Here is a 268-nt window from a genome sequence, read left to right as displayed (position 1 = left end):
GGCATGACCTGCTCCGGTACACTCATTGACACACGAGAACCCGGTACTGTGTCGAATCCGGCTTATGTACTGACCTCCGGACACTGCACACATCCGGAGATAGGCAATAACGAGGTCATCGTCAATCAGCCTGCAAAGGGTCGGGTGACGTTCAATTATTTTTTCGACACGCAACCGCACAGTCGCTCATATGCGGTAGGCCGGATTGGCTGGAGCACGCTACGTGGCCAAGACATCTCTATCGTTGAACTTGCCACCTCTCTGGAAC

1 protein-coding gene is annotated in these 268 nt (G+C 53.7%); it reads left to right on the top strand.

Annotated elements, in window-relative coordinates; translation table 11 throughout:
* Positions 1–48: 48 nt before the first annotated feature.
* Positions 49–268 (top strand): hypothetical protein (locus AAEY83_RS15465; protein ID WP_351060333.1); only part of this gene is annotated, 220 nt, incomplete at its 3' end.

The organism is Psychrobacter sp. TB20-MNA-CIBAN-0197, from assembly GCF_040309765.1.
GTDB lineage: Bacteria > Pseudomonadota > Gammaproteobacteria > Pseudomonadales > Moraxellaceae > Psychrobacter > Psychrobacter submarinus.
The sequence above is the reverse complement of the archived record's forward strand: the minus strand, read 5'-3'. Positions and strand labels throughout refer to the sequence as shown.